At 67.0% G+C, this 17,291-nt stretch carries 18 protein-coding genes; 9 read left to right on the plus strand and 9 right to left on the minus strand.

What is annotated here, in order from left to right; translation table 11 throughout:
• Positions 1-27: 27 nt before the first annotated feature.
• The 7 genes from GVL03_RS10540 to dnaA all read right to left on the minus strand — a co-directional run bounded on the left by GVL03_RS10540 (position 28) and on the right by dnaA (position 9,937).
• A complete protein-coding gene (locus GVL03_RS10540) occupies positions 28-432 on the minus strand; it encodes a DUF3566 domain-containing protein (protein WP_159500952.1) in 405 nt (134 codons plus the stop codon).
• Complete coding sequence (gene gyrA / locus GVL03_RS10545; protein WP_159500953.1) at positions 429-2,981, minus strand: DNA gyrase subunit A; 2,553 nt, start codon at positions 2,979-2,981, stop codon at positions 429-431. The genes GVL03_RS10540 and gyrA overlap by 4 nt, the downstream gene beginning before the upstream one ends.
• Positions 2,982-3,072: 91 nt before the next feature.
• Entirely contained in the window at positions 3,073-5,109 is a 2,037-nt protein-coding gene (gene gyrB / locus GVL03_RS10550) for a DNA topoisomerase (ATP-hydrolyzing) subunit B (RefSeq protein ID WP_159500954.1), read from the minus strand.
• Between the two features lie 121 nt (positions 5,110-5,230).
• Positions 5,231-5,719: a DUF721 domain-containing protein gene (locus tag GVL03_RS10555; RefSeq protein ID WP_159500955.1), complete on the minus strand. Its 489-nt coding sequence runs from the start codon at positions 5,717-5,719 to the stop codon at positions 5,231-5,233.
• Positions 5,712-6,866 (minus strand): DNA replication/repair protein RecF, encoded by a 1,155-nt coding sequence (recF, locus tag GVL03_RS10560; RefSeq protein WP_159500990.1) that lies wholly within the window; start codon positions 6,864-6,866, stop codon positions 5,712-5,714. Before recF ends, GVL03_RS10555 begins: the two co-directional genes overlap by 8 nt.
• A gap of 61 nt (positions 6,867-6,927) precedes the next feature.
• The gene (gene dnaN / locus GVL03_RS10565; protein WP_159500956.1) at positions 6,928-8,076 is read right to left on the minus strand and encodes a DNA polymerase III subunit beta; all 1,149 of its coding nucleotides are present in this window, start codon (positions 8,074-8,076) and stop codon (positions 6,928-6,930) included.
• 451 nt (positions 8,077-8,527) lie between these two features.
• On the minus strand, positions 8,528-9,937 hold the full coding sequence (dnaA, locus tag GVL03_RS10570; RefSeq protein WP_159500957.1) for a chromosomal replication initiator protein DnaA: 1,410 nt from the start codon (positions 9,935-9,937) through the stop codon (positions 8,528-8,530).
• A gap of 297 nt (positions 9,938-10,234) precedes the next feature.
• On the opposite strand from dnaA, the gene rpmH reads away from it, so the two are divergent.
• From rpmH to GVL03_RS10615, 9 genes are all read left to right on the plus strand, one after another.
• Entirely contained in the window at positions 10,235-10,372 is a 138-nt protein-coding gene (rpmH, locus tag GVL03_RS10575; protein WP_022879826.1) for a 50S ribosomal protein L34, read from the plus strand.
• Between the two features lie 8 nt (positions 10,373-10,380).
• Entirely contained in the window at positions 10,381-10,716 is a 336-nt protein-coding gene (gene rnpA / locus GVL03_RS10580; protein ID WP_159500958.1) for a ribonuclease P protein component, read from the plus strand.
• Positions 10,713-11,069 (plus strand): membrane protein insertion efficiency factor YidD, encoded by a 357-nt coding sequence (yidD, locus tag GVL03_RS10585; RefSeq protein ID WP_159500959.1) that lies wholly within the window; start codon positions 10,713-10,715, stop codon positions 11,067-11,069. Before rnpA ends, yidD begins: the two co-directional genes overlap by 4 nt.
• 5 nt (positions 11,070-11,074) lie before the next feature.
• Positions 11,075-12,184 (plus strand): membrane protein insertase YidC, encoded by a 1,110-nt coding sequence (gene yidC, locus GVL03_RS10590; protein ID WP_235038114.1) that lies wholly within the window; start codon positions 11,075-11,077, stop codon positions 12,182-12,184.
• A gap of 18 nt (positions 12,185-12,202) precedes the next feature.
• The gene (locus GVL03_RS10595; protein WP_159500960.1) at positions 12,203-12,703 is read left to right on the plus strand and encodes a R3H domain-containing nucleic acid-binding protein; all 501 of its coding nucleotides are present in this window, start codon (positions 12,203-12,205) and stop codon (positions 12,701-12,703) included.
• Positions 12,704-12,723: 20 nt separating this feature from the next.
• Positions 12,724-13,356: a 16S rRNA (guanine(527)-N(7))-methyltransferase RsmG gene (gene rsmG / locus GVL03_RS10600; protein ID WP_159500961.1), complete on the plus strand. Its 633-nt coding sequence runs from the start codon at positions 12,724-12,726 to the stop codon at positions 13,354-13,356.
• 117 nt (positions 13,357-13,473) lie between these two features.
• The gene (locus GVL03_RS10605) at positions 13,474-14,418 is read left to right on the plus strand and encodes a ParA family protein (protein WP_159500962.1); all 945 of its coding nucleotides are present in this window, start codon (positions 13,474-13,476) and stop codon (positions 14,416-14,418) included.
• Positions 14,418-15,395 (plus strand): ParB/RepB/Spo0J family partition protein, encoded by a 978-nt coding sequence (locus GVL03_RS10610; RefSeq protein ID WP_159500963.1) that lies wholly within the window; start codon positions 14,418-14,420, stop codon positions 15,393-15,395. The genes GVL03_RS10605 and GVL03_RS10610 overlap by 1 nt, the downstream gene beginning before the upstream one ends.
• Positions 15,396-15,445: 50 nt before the next feature.
• On the plus strand, positions 15,446-15,787 hold the full coding sequence (locus tag GVL03_RS10615) for a tryptophan synthase subunit alpha (protein ID WP_159500964.1): 342 nt from the start codon (positions 15,446-15,448) through the stop codon (positions 15,785-15,787).
• A gap of 61 nt (positions 15,788-15,848) precedes the next feature.
• Here GVL03_RS10615 and trxA read toward each other — a convergent pair whose 3' ends face one another.
• Together trxA and trxB are read right to left on the minus strand one after the other, a co-directional pair.
• Positions 15,849-16,172, minus strand: coding sequence for a thioredoxin (gene trxA / locus GVL03_RS10620; RefSeq protein WP_159500965.1), 324 nt, complete (start codon positions 16,170-16,172; stop codon positions 15,849-15,851).
• A 63-nt stretch (positions 16,173-16,235) separates the two neighbouring features.
• Complete coding sequence (trxB, locus tag GVL03_RS10625; RefSeq protein ID WP_159500966.1) at positions 16,236-17,213, minus strand: thioredoxin-disulfide reductase; 978 nt, start codon at positions 17,211-17,213, stop codon at positions 16,236-16,238.
• Positions 17,214-17,291 lie beyond the last annotated feature (78 nt).

Here is a 17,291-nt window from a genome sequence, read left to right on the forward strand (position 1 = left end):
GACGCCGCGGGATTTCACGAATCCTCGTCAGTTGGAGGTGAAGCCCACCAGGAGCCCTCCGGTCACCTTCACTGCGAGGTTGTAGATGCCGGCGACGACGGCGCCCAGCACCGTCACGACGATGAGATTCAGGATGGCGACCACGGCCGCGAACGCCATGACCTGGGGCAGACCGATGAACTGGCTGAGCGACAGCGAGCCGTCTGAGAACGACGCGAAGAACTCGTCCGCCTTGCCGATGAGACCCGTCGTCTGCACGATCATGTACACGAGGAAGAACGAGACGACCGTCACGATGGCGAGCGCCACCGCCGCCAGGAAGGACAGCTTCACGGCCGACCAGAAGTCGACGTAGACCAGACGCAGACGAACCTGCTTCGCGCTGGTCTTGCTGCTCGATTTCTTGGCGAGCTTGTCGGCTACTGTGCTCATGCGTCAGTACTTTCGTCGGGAACGGGGGCAGAGGCTTCCTGCGGCTCGGCGGCGTCTTCGGTCACCTCGGCCAGGCGCCGCTCTGAGTTCCGGGCGATCGCGATGATCCGGTCGTCGTCGTCGGGTCGGGCGAAGACCACGCCCATCGTGTCACGACCCTTGGCAGGCACCTCGGCCACGGCAGAGCGTACCACCTTGCCACTGGCAAGAACCACAAGGACCTCGTCATCGCCGCCGACGATCAGAGCGCCCGCCAAGACCCCCCGATCCTCGTTCAGCTTGGCGACCTTGATGCCCAGTCCGCCTCGGCTCTGCACCCGGTACTGGTCGACGTCCGTCCGCTTCGCGTAGCCGCCTTCGGTGACGACGAACACATCGCCGTCGGCACTCGCGACGGATGCGGACAGCAGGCTGTCGACGTCGCGGAACGACATGCCCTTCACACCTTCGGTCGAGCGGCCCATCGGGCGCAACGACGAGTCGGTCGCGGTGAAGCGCAGCGACATGCCGTGGCGGCTGACAAGCAGGATGTCGTCCGTCTCGTCGACGAGCAGTGCGCTGACCAGCTCGTCGTCCTCACGGAGCTTGATCGCGATCACGCCGCCCTGACGGTTGGTGTCGTACTCAGTCAGGCGGGTCTTCTTGACGAGCCCGCCACGTGTGGCCAGCACGAGGTATGCCGCGGCCGAATAGTCGCGGATGTCGAGGATCTGGGCGATCTCCTCGTCGGGCTGGAGCGCCAGCAGGTTGGCGACGTGCTGACCCTTCGCATCCCGGCCCGCCTCGGGCACCTCGTACGCCTTGGCCCGGTAGACCCGGCCTTTCGTCGTGAAGAAGAGCAGCCAGTGGTGGGTCGTCGTGACGAAGAAATGCTCCACCACGTCGTCGGCGCGCAGCTGAGCGCCCTTGACCCCCTTGCCGCCGCGGTGCTGGGAACGGTAGTTGTCACTGCGCGTGCGCTTGATGTAGCCCGCGCGCGTGATCGTGACCACCATCTCCTCCTCGGGGATGAGGTCCTCCACCGACATGTCGCCGTCGAACCCGTAGAGGATCTGCGTGCGTCGCTCGTCGCCGTACTTCGCGACGATCTCGGTGAGCTCGTCGCGAACGATCGAGCGCTGACGCAGAGGCGTGGCGAGGATGTCCTGGAAGTCCGTGATCTGCGACAGCAGGTCCTCGGCTTCGTCGACGATCTTCTGTCGTTCCAGGGCAGCGAGACGGCGCAGCTGCATCGCGAGGATGGCGTCGGCCTGGATGTCGTCGATGTCGAGGAGCGACTTCAGTCCGCCGCGGGCGTCGTCGACGGTGGCGGATGAGCGGATGAGCGCGATGACCTCGTCGAGCGCGTCGAGCGCCTTGAGGTAGCCGCGCAGGATGTGCATGCGCTCCTCCGCCTTGCGGAGACGATACGTCGTGCGCCGCACGATCACGTTGATCTGGTGCGTCACCCAGTGCGACACAAACCCGTCGAGCGACAACGTGCGCGGAACGCCGTCGACGATCGCGAGCATGTTCGCGCCGAAGTTGTCCTGCAGCTGCGTGTGCTTGTACAGGTTGTTGAGGACGACCTTGGCGACGGCGTCGCGTTTGAGCACGACGACCAGGCGCTGACCGGTGCGGTCGCTCGACTCGTCGCGGATGTCGGCGATGCCCGTGATCTTGCCGTCGCGGGCGAGGTCGCGGATCTTGACGGCGACGTTGTCGGGGTTCACCTGGTAGGGCAGCTCGGTGACCACGAGGCATGTGCGGCCCTGGATCTCCTCGATGTTCACGACCGCGCGCATCGTGATGGAGCCGCGCCCGGTGCGGTACGCCTCCTGGATGCCACGGGTGCCGAGGATCTGCGCGGAGGTCGGGAAGTCGGGACCCTTGATGCGCTGTACGAGCGCCTCAAGGAGCTCCTCGTGCGTGGCATCCGGGTGATCGAGCGCCCACAGCACGCCGTCGGCGACCTCGCGGAGGTTGTGCGGGGGGATGTTGGTGGCCATGCCGACCGCGATGCCCACCGACCCGTTGACCAGCAGGTTCGGGAACCGGGCGGGGAGGACCACCGGCTCCTGGGTCTGCCCGTCGTAGTTGTCCTGGAAGTCGACCGTCTCCTCTTCGATGTCGCGCACCATCTCGAGCGCGAGGGGAGCCATCTTCGTCTCGGTGTAGCGGGGTGCGGCCGCACCCTGGTTGCCGGGGGAGCCGAAGTTTCCCTGGCCGAGCGCGAGCGGGTAGCGCAGCGACCACGGCTGCACGAGGCGCACGAGGGCGTCGTAGATCGGCGCGTCGCCGTGCGGGTGGTACTGACCCATGACCTCGCCGACGACGCGGGCGCACTTCGAGAAGGACTTGTCCGGGCGGAAGCCCCCGTCGTACATGCCGTAGATCACGCGGCGGTGCACGGGCTTCAGGCCGTCCTCGACGCGGGGCAGGGCGCGCCCCACGATCACGCTCATCGCGTAGTCGAGGTAGCTGCGCTGCATCTCGGACTGCAGGTCGACCTGGTCGATCCGTCCGTGGTCGTGCTCGGGTGCCTCGGTCGGGCGCTCTTCGTCAGTCATGGTGTGTCAATTCTCCCGTGGGGCCCGTCGTCTCGCTTCGCCCGCTCAGGGACCGGTTGCTGAGCGAGGCGCTCAGCGCCGAGTCGAAGCATCAGATGTCGAGGAAGCGGACGTCCTTCGCGTTGCGCTGGATGAAGTGGCGCCGTGACTCGACGTCCTCGCCCATGAGCGTCGAGAAGATCTCGTCGGCGGCGGCGGCATCGTCGATGGTCACCTGCAGGAGCGTCCGCGTCGCCGGATCCATCGTGGTCTCCCACAGCTCCTTGGCGTTCATCTCGCCCAGACCCTTGTAGCGCTGGATGCCGTTGTCCTTCGGGATGCGCCTGCCCGCGGCGAGGCCCGCTGCCAGCAGCGCGTCGCGCTCGGCGTCACTGTAGACGTACTCGTGCGGCGAGTTCGACCACTTCAGCCGGTACAGGGGGGGCTGCGCGAGGTAGACGTAGCCGGCCTCGATGAGTCCGCGCATGTAGCGGAACAGCAGAGTCAGCAGCAAGGTCGTGATGTGCTGGCCGTCGACGTCGGCATCGGCCATCAGCACGATCTTGTGGTAGCGCGCCTTGTCGATCGAGAAATCCTCGCCGATGCCCGTGCCGAAGGCCTGGATCATCGCCTGCACCTCGTTGTTGCCGAGAGCGCGGTCGAGGCGGGCTCGCTCGACATTGAGGATCTTTCCCCGCAGGGCGAGGATCGCCTGCGTGTGCGGGTCGCGACCCTGTACCGCCGAACCGCCGGCCGAGTCGCCCTCGACGAGGAAGATCTCGCTGATCGCGGGATCCTTGCTCGTGCAGTCCTTCAGCTTGTCGGGCATGGATGCCGACTCGAACACGCTCTTGCGGCGGGCCGTCTCACGGGCCTTGCGGGCTGCCAGACGCGCGGTCGCGGCGTCGATCGCCTTGCGCACGATGTTCTTCGCCTGCTGAGGGTTGCGGTCGAACCAGTCGCCGAGCTGATCGCCGACCACCTTCTGCACGAACGCCTTCGCCTCGGTGTTGCCGAGCTTGGTCTTGGTCTGTCCCTCGAACTGCGGCTCGGAGAGCTTCACCGAGATGACCGCGGTCAGCCCCTCGCGCACGTCTTCGCCGGAGAGGTTGTCGTCCTTCTCCTTCAGCAGGTTCTGCGCTCGGGCGTACTTGTTGACGAGAGTCGTCAGCGCCGCGCGGAATCCCTCCTCGTGCGTCCCGCCTTCGTGGGTGTTGATGGTGTTCGCGTACGTGAACACGTTCTCCGTGTACGAGGTCGTCCACTGCATGGCCAGCTCGAGCGCGATCTTGCGCTCGGTGTCCTCGGTCTCGAAATCGATGATCTGGTCGTTGACCACATCCGCCTTGCGCACGCGATTGAGGTACTCGACGTAGTCGACGAGGCCGCGCTCGTACAGGAACTCGTCATGCGGCTGGACGACGACCAGCTGGCCGTCGATCTCGTCGTCGACCGCGTGCTCGGCGCGCTCGTCGCGCACCGTGATGCTGAGCCCCTTGTTCAGGAAGGCCATCTGCTGGAAGCGCGTGCGGAGGGTGTCGTAGTCGAACTCGACCGACTCGAAGATCTCCGGATCGGGCCAGAACGTGATCGTCGTCCCGGTCTCGCTGCTCTCCTCGCCCTGGGCGAGCGGGGACTGCGGCACGCCGCCCGATCGGTAGGACTGGCGCCAGACCGATCCCTGACGCCGCACCTCGACCTCGAGCCGGCTGGAGAGCGCGTTCACGACGGAGGAGCCGACACCGTGGAGACCGCCGGAGACCGCGTAGCCGCCACCGCCGAACTTCCCGCCGGCGTGCAGCACGGTCAGCACGACCTCGACCGTGGACTTGCCCTCGGTCTTGTGGATGTCGACGGGGATGCCGCGACCGTTGTCGACGACGCGGACGGCGCCGTCGGCGAGGATCGTCACCTCGATGCGGTCGCAGTAGCCCGCGAGCGCCTCGTCGACCGAGTTGTCGACGATCTCGTACACGAGGTGATGGAGTCCTCGCGGCCCGGTCGAGCCGATGTACATGCCGGGACGTTTGCGCACGGCCTCGAGGCCTTCGAGCACCTGGATGGCGTCTGCCCCGTAGTCGTTCCGATTCTGCGCCGGACCGGTTCGTCCGCTGTCGTCGGGAACGCTGGGGGGTGTGGAAGACGTCATAGGTTTCGAGCGCTCCGGTTCAGTAGACGGTACCGGCCGATTCTATCAACTCCGCCCCCGACGCGGGGCCTGTGCGCCCGTGTGGCGTCACAAAATCCGGAAAGGTACGTGAGGACGTGGGTCATCCGTAGGTATCACGAGGACCCCGCCCTGGAACGGCTCTGGGACCCCATTTCCACGACGGGACGTCAGGCCCCACGAAGCGGACGTTCTGCACACCCGCATCCGGGAAGCGCTGCACGATCTGCGTGACGATGTGCGTGCGCATGATCTTCAGCTGCTTCGCCCACGCGGTGGAATCGCACTGGACGGTGAGGACGCCGGCGTCGAGACCCACCGGCCGGGTGTGCTGCGCCGTCTCCTCGCCCGCCACATCGTGCCACTTCAGGATCAGGTCCTCCCGCGCGAGCAGGGGATCCCAGCCGGCCTGCTTCGTCCATCCCGCCAGCACCTCGCCGAGTCCGTGCGGGTCGCGTCCCGTCGTGAACGGGACGCTCTCGTCGGCGCCGGGCACCCGGCGGGAGCGTCGACCCCCGCGCCGGTTCACCGGATCGAGGCCGCGCAGCCGCAGGTAGGTGGCCATGGTCTCGGGAATGTCGTCGTCAGTCATCGTCGACCCCCCGGATCCGCCCGGACTCGATCCGCACCGTGCGACCGCGAAGACCGTCGGGCACATCCGCCTCGACCGCCGCGGTCACGATCACCTGTTCGAAGTCCACGACGAGCCCGGCCAGCCGCGCGCGCCGATCGACATCGAGCTCGGCGAAGACGTCGTCGAGGATCACGATCGGGTCTCCGAGCATCGAATCGGCGCGCAGCAGCTGAGCGGAGGCCAGTCGAAGCGCGAGCGCCACCGACCAGGACTCGCCGTGCGAGGCGTACCCCTTCACCGGAAGCGAGTGGATGCGCAGCACGAGATCGTCGCGATGGGGGCCCACCAGGGTCACACCGCGATCGAGCTCCGCCGATCTGCGAGCGGCGAGCGCCGTACGGAACGCCTCAGCCGTGTCCCCGGCCGCGAGCGCCGTCGTCGCGTCATCGTCCTCCTCGGGGTCGGCGCCGGCGATCGAGGACGCCCACTCCAACTCGGGAGAGTGATCGGCGCCGGCGATGGCCGCGTACGCGGCGACGAGCGGCGGATGCAGCTCCCGCGCCAGCCGCGCTCGAGCCTCGATGATCTCGGTGCCGAGCGCGACGAGCTTGTCGTCCCACACGTCGAGCGTCGGCAGGGACTCGGCGCGGAGTCCGCGCGCCCGCGCGGACTTCAGCAGCGCGGTCCGCTGACGCAGCACGCGGTCGTAGTCGCCGAGCACCCCCGCCATCCGCGGTGTGCGCTGCACCAGGAGCTGATCGGCGAAGCGTCGCCGCGCGGACGGGTCGCCACGCACGATCTGCAGATCCTCGGGGGCGAACAGCACGACCTGTGCATAACGGGGAAGCTCCGCCGTCCGCACCGGTGCGCCCCCGACCCGTGCCTTGTTCGAACCCTGTTTGTTGATCTGGATCTCAAGGACGATGCGTCGCTCTCCGTGCGCGAGCCTCGCGCGCACGATCGCCGCATCCGCCCCCGAACGCACCAGAGGGGCATCAACCGAGACGCGATGCGAACCGAGGGTCGCCAGGTAGGTGACGGCCTCGGCGAGATTGGTCTTGCCCTGGCCATTGCGGCCGACGAGCAGGTTCGCGCCCCCCGCGAGACCGAGTTCGGCGTGCTCGTAGTTGCGGAAGTCGACGAGACTCAGCTGCTCTACGATCACGGTGTTCATTCTCCCCTGCAAAGGGTGCGTCGGGCGGAGCGGTTACTCCGGCGGGACACGGTCAGCGCAGGAGGAGGTTCGGCTGCAGCAGATACTTGAACGATCCCTCGCCACCCTTGTCGACCGACGTCTGGGGAGTGACCAGGATCGGGCTCAGCTTGTTGGCGTTCTCGCTCGAGGTGAATGTCACCCTCGTGAACTCGCTGCGGACCGCGGCGAGCGCCTCGAGGAGGTACTGCGGATTGAGGCCGAGCGTGACGTCTTCGCCGGTGAGCGTGGCGTCGACGGACTCGGACGCGCGCGCCTGCTCGGTGCCCGACGCCTCCATCGCCACACCCTCGGTGCCGAACGTGAAGCGCAGCGGCGCGGAGCGGTCCAGGACGAGCGAGACGCGACGCACCGCCTCGACGAGCTCGGCGGTGTTGACCACCGCATGATGCTCCGTCTGCTCCGGAAAGAGTCGTCGCACGGGCGGGAAGTTGCCCTTGATCAGAAGGGACGTCACGGTCTTGTTGCCCGAGGTGAACGCGATGATCTCCCGATCTCCGGATCCTGAGAAGGCGATGGAGATGTTCTCGCCGTGCGAGAAGGTCTTGCCGACCTCCTGCAGGGTACGGGCGGGCACCAGCGCGGTGGTCGTCTCGCCGTCTGCGGTCGCCGGCCCGTCCCACGGGATCTGGCGAAGCGCCACCCGGTAGCGGTCGGTCGCGACGAGACTGAGCTGGTTGCCGCTGACCTCGAGCTGCACGCCGGTGAGCACCGGCGTGACGTCGTCCCGCGACGCGGCGAACGCGACCTGGGCGATGGCTGTCGCGAAGTCCTCGGCGGGGACGAGCCCGGACTCCCCACTGACCTCGGGGATCGCCGGGTATTCCTGCACCGGCATGGACGCGAGCGTGAATCGCGCCGATCCGCACGTGAGGAGGATCCCATCGTCGTCGACGGTGATCTGGACGGGAGCGTTCGGGAGCCGGCTGGCGATGTCGGAGAGAAGACGCCCGTGCACGAGTATCGTGCCGGGGTCGTCGACCGTCGCTTCGATCGTCGTGCGTGCGGACGCCTCATAGTCGAAGGCGGACAGCGAGAGTCCGTCTGCGTCGGCCTCGATGAGGACACCGGCCAGGATCGGCTGCGGGTTGCGCTGCGGCAGAAGCTTGACGACGAACGACACGGCTTCGCTGAACACATCGCGATTGACGTGGAACTTCACGGACGCTCCCTCGGTGTCGGGCTGGGCCTTCCCATGCTAGTGCTGCGACAGGACGGCGCGAAGACCGGGTCCTTCATCGTCGTAGAGGTGATCGCATGAGATCCCATTGAGAAAGAACCGTCATCTTGTTAACAGCTGTGGGAACTGTGGATAAGTCGGTGGATGACTTGCAGCGAGCGGGAACTACACGCGTGTGAGTTGTGGAATCACTGAGGATTCCGCTGTCGAACGCCGATCGTCCGGACGCGGTGTGCGCTGCAGTTATCCACAGGACGGCTCTCTTTCGCTCACATTCGGTACGGCGTGGCTCACAGTTATCCACAGGTTGTCCACACTGTGCAGAAGCGCATTGTGAGCATGGCGAACGCCTCTGTCAAGTCGGCGTGAGACGGCGCGTCGAAGGGCGACGCGGGCCGACCCGAAGCCTGTGGACCAACTCGGCCGCGCCGGCTCAGCGACCGGCGCGGCCGAGCTGGGTCGTGATCTCCGACACCTGGTTGTAGATCGAGCGGCGTTCCTTCATGAGGTCGCTGATCTTCTTGTACGCGTACATGACGGTGGTGTGGTCGCGGTTGCCGAACAGCTGACCGATCTTCGGCAGCGACAGGTTGGTGCGCTCCCGGCAGAGATACATGGCGATCTGCCGAGCGGTGGCGACCGCCTGCGATCTGCTGGATCCGTAGAGGTCGTCGACCGAGAGCTTGAAGTACTGCGCCGTCGCCGTGATGATGTCGGTCGGGGAGATGACGTTCGCATCGTCCTGGTCGATGATGTCCCGTAGCACCTGCTGGGCGAGCGACATGTCGAGCGTCGAGCGGTTGAGGCTGGCGAACGCCGAGACGCGGATGAGGGCGCCCTCGAGCTCGCGGATGTTGCTCGAGACGACCGTCGCGATGTACTCGAGCACCTCGTCCGGGATCTGCAGGCGCTCGTTCTGCGCCTTCTTCCGCAGGATCGCGATGCGCGTCTCGAGATCGGGAGCCTGGACGTCGGTGATCAGGCCCCACTCGAAGCGGCTCCGCATCCGGTCTTCGAATCCGGTCAGGTGCTTGGGCGGGACGTCGCTCGTGATCACGACCTGCTTGTCGTGATCGTGGAGGGTGTTGAACGTGTGGAAGAAGGCCTCCTGCGTCTCGGCACGACCCTGCAGGAACTGGATGTCGTCGATCAGCAGGATGTCGACCTCGCGGTAGCGGGCCTGGAAGGCCGAGCCGCGGTTGTTGGCGATCGAGTTGATGAAGTCGTTCGTGAACTCCTCGCTCGAGACGTATCTGACGCGCACGCCCTGGTAGAGGCTGAGCGCGTAGTCGCCGATGGCGTGCAGCAGGTGCGTCTTGCCTAGTCCCGAGTCGCCGTAGATGAACAGAGGGTTGTACGCCTTGGCGGGCGCCTCGGCGACGGCGACGGCGGCGGCGTGCGCGAATCGGTTGGACTGGCCGATCACGAACCTGTCGAACGTGTACTTCGGATTCAGCCGGGTGTCGGCGCGTCCGTTCGGCACCACCTCGACGCGTTCCTCCACGGGCGGGGGAGGAGTCGGGATCGGTGCGGTCTGCACGGTGATCGGCGTGTTGAGATGCACGCCGACGAGCTCCGGATTGACCACGACCCGGAATGCCGTGACCTCATCGTCGGACGAAGCCTGCGTCAGCGCCTCGAGGATGACGGTGCGCAGGCGCTTGTTGAGCTGTGCAGCGGTGAGGTCGTTCGGCACATCGAGATAGAGGGTGCCGGCCATGATCCCCTGGGGCACCGCCAGATTGAGGAAGCCGTGCATCTGCGGGGAGACGCGCTCGTCTTGCGAGAGGACTCCCAGCGCTTCGGTCCAGACCGGGACGTCCGGTGACTCTTGCGCTGACATGGTCCCCTTCTGGGCCTCGTGTGGGACAGGCCGGGCGGATGCGGTCGCGCTCACCTGTGGATAAGTGCCCGAGCAACGCTAGTCAGGGCGGCGTCTCGGAGCAAACCCCACTGTAGAACCGGGGGCGTGTCACTTCCAGGCTGTTCTCCCCATCCTGTGGATAATGTCTCTTTCGGCGCTCGGTTTGAGTTCTGGCCCTGCTCGACTTAGTCTTAGTCGGTTGACTTATGCCCTCGAGGCAGATCCGTCCCGTCCCCGGTGAGAGCGTTCCGGTGACAACCCATCCGGAGTGATTCCATGAGCAAGCGCACGTTCCAGCCCAACAACCGCCGCCGCGCCAAGAAGCACGGCTTCCGTGCCCGTATGCGCACCCGCGCCGGCCGTGCGATCCTCTCGGCTCGCCGCGCCAAGGGCCGCACCGAGCTCTCGGCCTGACCCGAGCGGTGCTCTCGCGGCCGAACCGACTGACCGACGGCGCCGAGTACAGGGCTGTGGTCCGTCGTGGCGTGCGATGTTCCGGTCCCCACACCGTCACGTATGTCGTGGCCACCGGTGAGGACCGCGCCGCACGGTTCGGGTTCATCGTGAGCAAGAAGGTCGGATCGGCGGTCGTGCGAAACACGGTGCGCCGTCGCCTCAAAGCCATCTGCGCGTCCGCGCTCCCGAACCTCGGTCGGGGCGCGGACGTCGTCGTACGCGCCCTGCCTGGTGCGGCCGACGCGACCTTCCGCGAGCTCGACGCACACGTCACCCGCTGTCTCGTCCGGAGCGCTTCGTGAGCACCTCCACGCTGCCGGCCGCGTCGCTCGGAACGGCGCGCCTCCCCGAGCAGGGCTGGCTGCGCGCTCTTCCGCTCGTGCCTCGGAACGCCGCTCTCAGCGTGCTCCACGCCTACCGTGCGACGATCTCCCATGTGTACGGCGATGTCTGCCGCTACTACCCGTCGTGCTCGGCCTATGCGGTCGGTGCCGTGCAGCAGCATGGCGCCATCAAGGGCTCTGCTCTCGCGGTGGCTCGAATCGCTCGGTGCCACCCGTGGGCAGACGGCGGTATCGATGATCCTCCCCCGCACGCACGCTTTGCGCATGCTTTGACCCGGCACGGTTTCGTCGTGCCACTGAGAAAGGACTGATCCTCGTGGATCTGGTACTCGCCACCGCCGCGCAGTCATCGGGCGGTTTCGACCTCCTCGGGACGATCCTCTGGCCCTTGAAATGGCTCGTCGAGCTCGTACTCGTCGGCTGGCACGCGATCTGGACGTTCGTCGGGCTCGCACCGGACTCCGGCATCGCGTGGGTGCTGTCGATCGTTGGGCTGGTCATCGTCGTGCGCGCGGCGCTGATCCCGTTGTTCGTCAAGCAGATCAAGAGCCAGCGCAAGATGATGGAGATCGCTCCCGAGCTGCGGAAGGTGCAGGAGAAGTACAAGGGCAAGAAGGATCAGCTCTCTCGCGAGGCGATGAGCCGCGAGACCATGGCGCTGTACAAGAAGCACGGCACCACACCCATCTCGGGATGTCTTCCACTGCTCGTGCAGATGCCTGTCTTCTTCTCGCTCTACAGCGTGCTCAACGACGTCGCCAAGCACGCGACGCTCGGCACGGGTGGGGTCGGGCTGCTCGACGCGACCCTGACCGCCGAGTTCTACAACGCCCGTCTCTTCGGTGTGGCGTCGCTGCACGACACCCTGACGGGCGCGTGGGGTCAGCCCGACGGAACCGCGACGGTCATCATCCTGGTGATCCTCGTCGTCCTCATGATCGCGTCGCAGTTCTTCACGCAGCTGCAGATCATCTCGAAGAACCTGTCGCCCGAGGCCAAGACGGGTCAGGCGTACCAGATGCAGCGCATCATGCTCTTCGTCCTCCCTCTCGGTTTCATCTTCTCGGGCGTGTTCTTCCCTCTCGGTGTCGTCGTCTACTGGTTCGTCAGCAACCTGTGGACGATGGTCCAGCAGTTCCTCGTCATCCGTAACCTCCCGACGCCCGGCTCCGAGGCCGCGAAGGCACGGGAGGAGCGCCTGGCGCGCCGTGGCAAGGCACTCGACGCCAAGGGTCGTGTGATCTCGATGGAGAAGCACCAGGCCGAGCAGCAGCGTCTGCTGGAGGAGGCCGAGCGCAAGCGCGCGGAGGCACCGAAGCGTCAGCAGCCGGTGGGCAAGCAGCGCGCGAAGAAGCAGGCCACGAAGCAGAATCCCGGGACGAAGAGCGGCACCGGTGACGCCTCCCCCACATCCCCGTCCGCCTGAGCAGCGAAAGAGACCGGCATGACTTCCGAGACCACCCAGACGGCCGAGGCATCCGCGAGCGTGGAGCAGCTGGAGCAGGAGGGCGACGTAGCCGCCGACTTCCTCGAAGGGCTCCTGGACATCGCGGACATCGGCGGCGACCTCGCTCTCGACGTCCGCAGCGGTCGCGCCTACGTGTCGATAGAGTCCGACGGTGACGACTCTCTGCGCGTCCTGGCCGATCCCGAGACCGTCAGTGCCCTGCAGGAGCTGACCCGCCTCGCGGTGCAGAGCAGCACGGGCCGTTTCTCGCGCCTCATCCTCGACGTCAGCGGGTCGCGCGACGCGCGACGCCGCGAGCTGGAGGCGCTCGTGGAGAGGGCCACCTCCCGCCTCGACGAGGGCGCATCGCAGGCTTCGCTGCCCGCGATGTCGAGCTACGAGCGCAAGCTCGTGCACGACATCGCCGGGGAGCGGGGACTCGTCTCCGAGTCGTACGGCGAGGGCTCGCAGCGCCACACCGTCCTGCGCCGCGCGTGAATGTTTCACGTGAAACATCGATGAGCGATCTCGAGCGGGAGCCGGCATCCGCTGCGCTGGTCTTCGGTGAGCGCCTGGATCTCGCCCGGCAGTTCACCCGGAACCTCGCGGAGCAGGGGGAGATCCGTGGCCTCATCGGCCCGCTCGAAGTGCCGCGACTGTGGACACGGCACATCCTGAACAGCGCGGTCGTCGCGCCGCTGTTCTCCCCTGGTCGCGTGGGAGACATCGGCTCGGGGGCAGGTCTCCCGGGTCTCGTGGGCGCGATCGTCCGTCCCGACGTCACCTGGGTGCTGATCGAGCCGATGGAGCGGCGCACCGCCTGGCTGCAGGAGCAGACCGACGAGCTCGGCCTCACGAACGTCGAGGTGGTCCGCGGTCGCGGTGAGGAGTGGTCGGAGGGCCCCGTGCTCGATGCGGTGACGGCACGCGCCGTCAGTGCCCTGCGGACCCTGCTGCCCCTGACGGCCCCCCTGGTGCGCGACGGCGGCGAGCTGATCCTGATGAAGGGGATCTCCGCCGAGGCCGAGATCGAGAAGGCTGCGAAGCAGATCCGCGCACAGAGACTCACCGACGTGCGGGTGGAGGTCGTCGGTTCCGGGGTCGTCGAGGAGCCGACCCGTGTCGTACGGGCGACGGTGCGGCGATCCTGAGCGCGTCGATGTTTCACGTGAAACATCCCCTCGGAACGAGACATCCCCTCGGAACCGTCTGTCCCTCCGACTACAGTTGACCCCGTCCGTGCGTACGCGAAAGGTGACCCGTTTCACGTGAAACATTCCGACAACGCCGTGACCTCCGTGGACGACGACACGCCCCTTGCGCGCGAGATCGCCGATCTGCGCGCGCGCCGCCGGGCATTGGACGACGTGCATGTGCGCCTTCCCTCGGGTACGCGCACTCTGACGGTCTCGAACCAGAAGGGCGGCGTCGGCAAGACCACGACGACCGTCAACATCGCCGCCGCGCTCGCCGGCGTCGGAGCGCGGGTGCTCGTGATCGACCTGGATCCGCAGGGGAACGCGTCCACGGCCCTCGGGGTGCCGCACACCGCCGACGTCCCCAGCGTCTATGACGTCCTCATCGACGAGTTCCCGTTGGCGGACATCGTGCAGACGAGTCCCGAGTCCCCCCTGTTGACGTGTGCGCCGAGCACCATCCATCTGGCCGGTGCCGAGATCGAGCTGGTCTCCCACGTGGCCCGGGAGCACCGGCTCCGCCGTGCGCTCGACGAGTATCTCGCCTCGACGCCCGAGCCGCCCCATGTGGTGCTCATCGACTGCCCGCCCTCGCTGGGGCTTCTCACGATCAACGCGTTCACCGCGGCGAGCGAGGTGCTCATCCCCATCCAGTGCGAGTACTACGCGCTCGAAGGGCTGAGCCAGCTGCTCGGCAGTGTGCAGATGATCCAGAAGCACCTCAATCCGCCCCTGCACGTGTCGACGATCCTCCTGACGATGTACGACGGACGGACCCGGCTGGCGCAGCAGGTTGCGGAGGAGGTGCGCGAGCACTTCCCGCAGCAGGTGCTCGGAACGGTCATCCCGCGCTCTGTCCGTGTGTCCGAGGCCCCGAGCTTCGGGCAGACCGTGATCGCCTACGACGGCCAGTCCGCCGGCGCGGTGGCCTACCGCGAGGCGGCGGTGGAGCTGCTGGCACGAAGCGACCATGACGACGCCGACGACGGCGAGTCCACGAACGAAGGAGAGTCCTGATGGCGAAGCGAACCGGTCTCGGTCGAGGCATCGGAGCACTCATCCCGATCACCGAGCCCTCGACGGCACGCCCGGTGGACGTGTTCTTCCCTGACGCGTCGTCGACGCCGGAATCCGCGCCGGAGACGGTCGAGGCGAGCGGTTCGGAGAACGGCCGCGAGGAACTGATCGCCGTGCCGGGGGCGCGTCTCATCCAGGTCGATCCGCACGCGATCGTCCCGAATCCGCGTCAGCCCCGCACCCACTTCGACGCTGACGACCTGGCGGAGCTCGTACACAGCGTGCGGGAGTTCGGTGTGCTCCAGCCGGTCGTCGTCCGCGACGCCGGGGACGGCACCTATGAGCTCATCATGGGGGAGCGTCGTACCCGCGCTGCGCGCGAGGCGGGACTCGAGGCGATCCCGGCCATCCTGCGCGAGACGGCGGACGAGGATCTTCTCCGCGACGCGTTGCTCGAGAACCTGCATCGGTCACAGCTGAATCCTCTCGAAGAGGCCTCCGCGTATCAGCAGCTCCTCGAGGACTTCGGCATCACGCAGGAGGAGCTCGCCGGGCGGATCGGTCGTTCCCGACCGCAGATCTCCAACACCATCCGTCTGCTCCGTCTTCCGGTGCCCGTGCAGCAGCGGGTGGCAGCCGGTGTGCTCAGCGCGGGACATGCGAGGGCGATCCTCGTGCTGGACGACGTCGACGCGATGCAGCGGCTCTCCGACAAGATCGTGAACGAGGACCTGTCGGTGCGCGCTGCCGAGGCCGCGGCCAAGGGTGCGGCCTCGGCAGCGCGGCCGGCACCGAAGGCCGGCGCTCGTCGAGCGCATCTCGACGAGGTGGCAGAGCGCCTCGGAGATCGATTGAACACGCGGGTGAAGATCTCCTTGACCGCAAGAAAAGGCCAGGTCATCATAGATTTCGCGACTATCCAGGATCTGAACAGGATTCTGGCCGAGCTCGGTGAGGAGAGCCTCGGCGGTCGCTGAGGTCGCGGCCGCGCGGGGCCGAGAAGAACATCCGCGCGTAGGCTGGACGGGTGAATTCCGAGTCCCTGCGCCGGCGCGCGAGCCTCGAGCTGCTCCGGGCGGAAGCCGCGGACGAGCTCTCGGTGCTCGTCGACGAACGCCTGCGCTCGGGTGAGGATCCCTGGGACTTCATGGAGGATCTGCCCACGGTCGACGAGCTCGTCGTCTTCATGCTGCGCGCCGAGAACATCGCCGAGTCGGGCGGCGGACGTCCCAATGCGGCCCGACACTACCGCGTGCTCCGTCAGATCTCGCTGGACTATCCGCCGCTGACTCCGGCCGTCTGGCGCTTGCTCGGCGAGACGAACACCTCGCGCCGCTGGGACGCCATGGTGCGCCCCGAGGCGTCCTGACGCCCGGAGACGAAGGAACGGCCCGCGGCGGGCGCCACGGGCCGTTCTCCTCGCGTCTCTCTCAGCCGATGTAGGGCGCGAGATCCTGCTCGAGGGCGAACTTCGGCTTCGCGCCGATGATCGTCGTCTTGACCTCGCCGGCCTGGAACACCTTCATCGCGGGGATGGAGGTGATCTGGTACTTCATGGCGAGATCGGGGTTCTCGTCCACGTTCAGCTTCAGGATGGTGATCTTCTCGGGGTTCTCCGCCTGGATCTCGTCCAGCACGGGAGCGACCATGCGACACGGACCGCACCATGCGGCCCAGAAGTCGACGAGAACGGGGCCGTCGGCCTCGAGGACGTCCTCGTTCCAGGTGCTCGAGCTCGTCGCCTTCGCAGTCATTGTTCTTCTCCTTCGATGGAAGTCTTGCCTGAGCGAACGCGCGGACGGCGCTCGATGTTCCCGTCAGAGAACGGGGAGACCCTCGATCTGATCGGCGTCGGGCGCGGGAGTGCCGGCCTCGTCCAACGCGGCGAGGAAGTGCTCGGCATCGAGAGCGGCGACCGTGCCGCTGGCCGCCGCGGTGACGGCCTGGCGGTAGGTCGGGTCGATCACGTCGCCGGCGGCGAACACGCCGGGGACGGAGGTGCGCGACGAGCGTCCGTCGACCCAGATCGTGCCCTCGGCGGTCAATTCGAGCTGATCGTGCACGAGGTGTGTGCGCGGGTCGTTGCCGATCGCGACGAACAGTCCCTGCAGCTCGAGCTCGCGGGTCGAGCCGTCGACGGTCGACGTCAGCTGCACCCCGGTGACCGCGTCCTCGCCGAGGATGTCGGTGACGGCGCTGTTCCAGACGAACTCGATCTTGTCGTTCGCGAACGCGCGCTCCTGCATGATCTTCGAGGCGCGCAGCTCGTCACGACGGTGGATGACGTAGATCTTCGAGGCGAAGCGCGTCAGGAAGGTCGCCTCCTCCATCGCCGAGTCGCCTCCGCCGACGACGGCGATCGTGCGCTCGCGGAAGAAGAAGCCGTCGCAGGTGGCGCACCACGAGACGCCTCGGCCCGACAGGCGCTCCTCACCGGCGATGCCGATCTTGCGGTACGCCGATCCGGTGGCGAAGATCAGGGCGTCCGCCTCCTCCACGCGACCGCTGCCGAGGGTCACACGCTTGACGGAACCGGCCAGATCGAGAGCGGTGACGTCGTCGTAGACGACCTCGGCACCGAACCTCTCCGCCTGCTCCTGCATCTTCGTCATGAGATCGGGCCCCTGGACGCCCTCGGGGAAGCCGGGGAAGTTCTCGACCTCGGTGGTGTTCATGAGCTCACCGCCGGCCTCGACGGAGCTCGCGACGACGAGCGGCTTGAGGTTGGCGCGGGCGGCGTAGATCGCGGCGGTGTAGCCGGCCGGTCCCGAGCCGATGATGATGAGCTGACGCACGTGCGGTTCTCCCTTGCGGTTCGAAAGTGCTCAACACATGCTAGCCGCGCGCCATTCCCCGGCCGATGCCGGCATGTC

Origin of the sequence: Microbacterium sp. 18062, assembly GCF_902706225.1 — a bacterium.
Classification (GTDB): Bacteria; Actinomycetota; Actinomycetes; order Actinomycetales; family Microbacteriaceae; genus Microbacterium.